General features: G+C 47.9%; 6 protein-coding genes. 4 read left to right on the forward strand and 2 right to left on the reverse strand.

The window, feature by feature from the left end; translation table 11 throughout:
- On the forward strand, positions 1 to 268 hold a 268-nt coding region (locus NDA01_RS31430), incomplete at its 5' end, for a Nif11-like leader peptide family natural product precursor (RefSeq protein WP_431193612.1).
- 890 nt (positions 269 to 1,158) lie between these two features.
- Here NDA01_RS31430 and NDA01_RS31440 read toward each other — a convergent pair.
- Positions 1,159 to 2,256, reverse strand: coding sequence for a sensor histidine kinase (locus NDA01_RS31440; protein WP_348231145.1), 1,098 nt, complete (start codon positions 2,254 to 2,256; stop codon positions 1,159 to 1,161).
- Between the two features lie 217 nt (positions 2,257 to 2,473).
- Between NDA01_RS31440 and NDA01_RS31445 the strand changes: the two genes are divergently transcribed.
- The 3 genes from NDA01_RS31445 (at position 2,474) to NDA01_RS31455 (ending at position 3,622) form a co-directional block, all read left to right on the forward strand.
- Positions 2,474 to 2,665, forward strand: coding sequence for a PleD family two-component system response regulator (locus tag NDA01_RS31445; protein ID WP_348231146.1), 192 nt, complete (start codon positions 2,474 to 2,476; stop codon positions 2,663 to 2,665).
- 12 nt (positions 2,666 to 2,677) lie between these two features.
- A complete protein-coding gene (locus NDA01_RS31450) occupies positions 2,678 to 2,881 on the forward strand; it encodes a response regulator (RefSeq protein ID WP_348231147.1) in 204 nt (67 codons plus the stop codon).
- Positions 2,882 to 3,064: 183 nt separating this feature from the next.
- Positions 3,065 to 3,622 carry a hypothetical protein gene (locus NDA01_RS31455; RefSeq protein WP_348231148.1) on the forward strand — a complete coding sequence of 186 codons (558 nt, stop codon included), beginning with the start codon at positions 3,065 to 3,067 and terminating at the stop codon, positions 3,620 to 3,622.
- Between the two features lie 202 nt (positions 3,623 to 3,824).
- Here the strand turns inward: NDA01_RS31455 and NDA01_RS31460 are convergent, their stop codons facing one another.
- Positions 3,825 to 4,010 carry a tyrosine-type recombinase/integrase gene (locus NDA01_RS31460; protein WP_431193613.1) on the reverse strand — a complete coding sequence of 62 codons (186 nt, stop codon included), beginning with the start codon at positions 4,008 to 4,010 and terminating at the stop codon, positions 3,825 to 3,827.
- Between the last annotated feature and the right edge of the window lie 178 nt (positions 4,011 to 4,188).

Here is a 4,188-nt window from a genome sequence, read left to right on the forward strand (position 1 = left end):
ACTGCTGTTTTTCTTTATATTACGAGTAGCTAGCGAGGATCAAATTTTAAATATGGCTTTTGAGCAAATCGAAGCATTTTTAAAGAAAATGCAGTCTGAACCTGAACTTAAAAGCGAGGTGCTCGCAGCATCAACCGCAGATGATATTGCGCGAATAGCACTAAAGCTTGGTTTTGAATTTTCAGGGGATGAATTATTGAGAATGTCAGGTCAGAAAGTTGGCAGCGTTACTGTTAGAAAAACTGATCTTCCTGGAGAGTACAACTAGGGGTCACGCGAGAATTTGTAAAAAATCGTACGCTAAGGAATCTCATCCCCAATCAAAGCACCATGATGATTGGTATTACCCTTTCAACATCAGGGAAGTAGTACGCTGTGGTTGTAGTTTTAGTTCTTGAAAACGGTTGTAACTGGGAAGACTTGCCTTCATACTTGCCTCCCTACTCAACTGTCTACTGGCACGTGCATTCAGTGGCGAAGTGCCTGCGGTGGCTCGATGGGTGATAGAACGATCCAATGCTTGGATGGAGCGTTGTAAAAGTCTAGTAAAGAGCTTTGAGCGAACTCTATCTCATGCAACATAAGATTAACCTCTGCTTTGTCAGGCTAGTGCTCAAGCGGCTTGCAGCCTCTCCTGGAGATCTCAAATGGGTTCTATAGAGGCAGATGCCAAAGAGGGCGCGATCGCCTTCCAGTGCCTCAAACAATTTTGCAATTTCGCCGGGGGTTAGTACCTTGGCTTGGCCGTGGCCGTCTACCTTCATTCCACCCACCTCGTTTTTACCTGAAGTAATTTAACTTTCTTCAGGTAACAAGCACAAAGCATTGATACTCCGTTGTTACATCCCAGCAAGGAAAAGCAGTTAATCCCAGCTTATCGATCGCTGCTCTCTCAAAATGGCTGAAACCTTGATTCTGTCGTCAATCGATAAGTTTTACTTAATTCGCTCGCATCGTTTACGTTTACCACAGGCGATCGCTGTATTTTGATCATGCCCTTTCATACCTCTCGGTCCATTCAATGAGTTTGGTCAATTGAGTCCTAGCGGAACATGCATCTTTACCACTAGGACTAATTTTTGAGGGCCCAGCAGAGTGGGGCAGGGGAAGCCGACAGCAGGCCTAGAAACTTGAGAAGGCGATCGCCCCTTGAGACCACTAGCGGGGAAGTTTAGGCAACCGAATGATAAAACTGGTTCCTTTGCCTGCCGCACTTTCAACTTGGAGCGTTCCTTGGTGCGCCTCAATAATGCTTTTGGCTAGAAATAATCCTAGCCCCCATCCGGTTTGCTCATCAGCGTCGAGAGTACGGCGAAATTGTTGAAACAGGATGGATTGAGCGTCTAGGGCAATGGGATTGCCTTCATTGCGAATGGTCAAGCTAATCTGGGTTTCACTGTGCTGGAGCGTGAGTGTAATGGGTGTATCAGCAGCCCCATACTTCACGGCGTTAGTTGCTAAGTTTTCAATCACCCGCCGAATCTGTTTAGGACTGCAATGGCTCCTGACCTCAGCATCAGAAACAACCACAAACCGCTCCCCATAAGTGAAATTCAAATCCTCTACTATCTCCTGGACGAGCCTAGCTAAATCACAGGCTTCTAATTGCAGCTTTAAGGACTCCCCGGCTCGCAACCGACTTGCATCTAAGAGATCCTGAATCATCGCATCCATGCGATCGATCGCACTGACAATTCTCACCGCGACATCCCTATGGGCGTCTCCGCGTTCCATCCGCCGTAGAATCAGCTGGGTTCCCATTTTCACCACATTGACGGGGCTTCTAAGATCGTGAGTCAGCGTCACCATAAAAAGCTCTTGAATCTCTCGCAAGGTCAGGGAAAATTGTGTGGCGGCATCGTTAACCGATTGCTCGATGGAGTTGATAATAATGTCTCGCTCCCGTAGCGCTAAAGGCCCTTCTTCCTCTAAAACCTGAAAGATGACTTGACGGAGGATGTGGTACTCAAAAATGAGTTGAGTCATGGAGTAGTCCGCATAGCCTGCCCGCTCCTGCCCATGCAGCTTGCCAATCCGAGTGCTTTCCACCTTATCGGTTCTAATTCTGGCAGGGGTCCTTTCAATCTGGGTTGAGAGTTCATCCACTAATTGGCCGAGGTACAGAGGCAGCGAGTCTTGTAAAACCAAAGAGTCTTGATGGATGAAGGAGCTGACTTCCTCGCGGGCTCGTTTCTCCCAAAGCTGCATGATTCTTGGAGCATTTTGCTGGAGTCGGTCAGAAGTCTCGTTCAGCATTGTTTTTGGCTTGGTACCTGGCTGTAGATAGGGGCAAACTTCTAAACAGAGGTTGCAGCAGTGTTTTCAAACAATATCCTACTAAGCTGCTGAGATAAGTTGAGTCGGAATTCGACTTAGGGAGGGGCGATCGCTTGAGCCTGAACTATGGGAGAGTGTGGTCATCTTCCACCATCTTACGGAGCTAAGAGTTGATTCCAAGTGCCAGAGTGATGCCATGACTGATGCTGAAGAATGCCCAGGGAGCACAGCCCTCCGCATTCTCCTCGTCGAGGACAATGACTTAAATCGTGAATTGCTGGGAGATTATCTGCGTCACTGTGGTTATGAAGTGTTCACTTTGGCGCAAGGCTCAGGTTTTTTTCTGACTATTGAACAGTTTCAACCCAATCTAGTGTTGCTTGACTGAAGGTTGCCTGATATGGATGGGTATCAGCTGCTAGAAGAGCTACAGCAGCAACCACATTTGCCGCAACTACCAATCATTGTGATTTCTGGCTTTGCCTTTCAAGAGGAGCAACAGCGAGCGCTAAAACTAGGAGCCCGTCACTACTTGGTCAAGCCAGTCTCATTGACAAAGTTAATTGAGGTGATTGAGGCAGAAGCCCACACTTCATCACCCTAAACCCAGTTGTAGAGACCAAGGCGATTGCTTCTTGAGCTTGAAAACTTACCTCAAGTTTTTCACTGGCTCTGTACTCCGTATCACAAAGGAAATTGCACTCTACTCGACCCTTGGGTAGACCTTGTGGGCTAGGAAGTTTTGCCAATATTTAGATGGCATAGCACCGCTACTAGTTACGCAAGTATGACTCACGCTAGAAGATTTGATGAATTGATAGCAGAGCGTACCGAGACGCTCGACACGGTTCGAGCCATAATCGAGCGCATGCGCTACTTAATCAGTCTAATCCCTGCACAAATCCAACTAGAGCAGCAGGACTCAAACACTAGCTCTGACTCGCAACACCACCCTAGAGCTGAGATATTGGAAGCCGAGAATCATGTCTTGCGGCGAACAGTAAAAGGGCTGGAGATTAACGCTCAAGCGATTACTGCGGCTAGCCAAGAGGAAATCGCCAGAAGCAGACAACTACAAACTACAAACTACAAACTACAAACTACAAACTACAAACTACAAACTACAAACTACAAACTACGAGCTACGAACCACGAACTACGAGCTACGAACCACGAGCTACGAACCACGAGCTACGAACTACGAGCTACGAATAAGAGGTTACGAGCGAAAAAGGATGACTATAGTTGCGAAGCTCCCAACCCCTCAGCAATTGACTTTCAGCTTGTAGCAGCTGGCTCTCGTTCCGAGTCAACCAACATTGATTGCTGCCAGCTCGACACTTAGCACGCTGTCGCTCAGTTGTAGTTCGCGCAGTTTCGCTCCAAGCTCGTACCGCTCTGCTTTTTTCCCTCAAAGCTTCACTGATAGCAACTGGGTCATTAGTCATTTGAATCAACCTAAAAACTAAAGCCTGGGTTCAAGCTTACCTAGCTCTAGCTAAACTCAATGCAAAGAACGTGTAAACGTAATCCTCATCAAAGGCAACTTAGAAACTAAGAGTCGCGATCGCCCCCTCCAGTTGCCCCTCCGACACGTCAAGATACCTCTGAAGGGCCTGCAAGCTACGGTGTCCCGATATCTCCTGAATCACCCGCAGCGGCACCCCCGCGCTACTCATTCGGGTTAGAGCCGTTCTTCTAAAACTGTGGGTACTGACTCCTACCCGCCCCAGGGTTTATGCTCGCTTGAGCCCTTGGATTAGTAGGTCCGGGGTGAGGGAAGACTTCTCTACTTTGCGAAACATGTGATGCTGCACGCTTAGCAACTTGAACAATCGATCCGCCTGGGGCAACAACTCTGAACTTCCCAGGAAGAGCACCCCTGCACGGTTCAGGCTGAAGTAAAAGCGC

The sequence above is a fragment of the Trichocoleus desertorum AS-A10 genome, from assembly GCF_039962155.1.
Lineage (GTDB): Bacteria > Cyanobacteriota > Cyanobacteriia > FACHB-46 > FACHB-46 > Trichocoleus.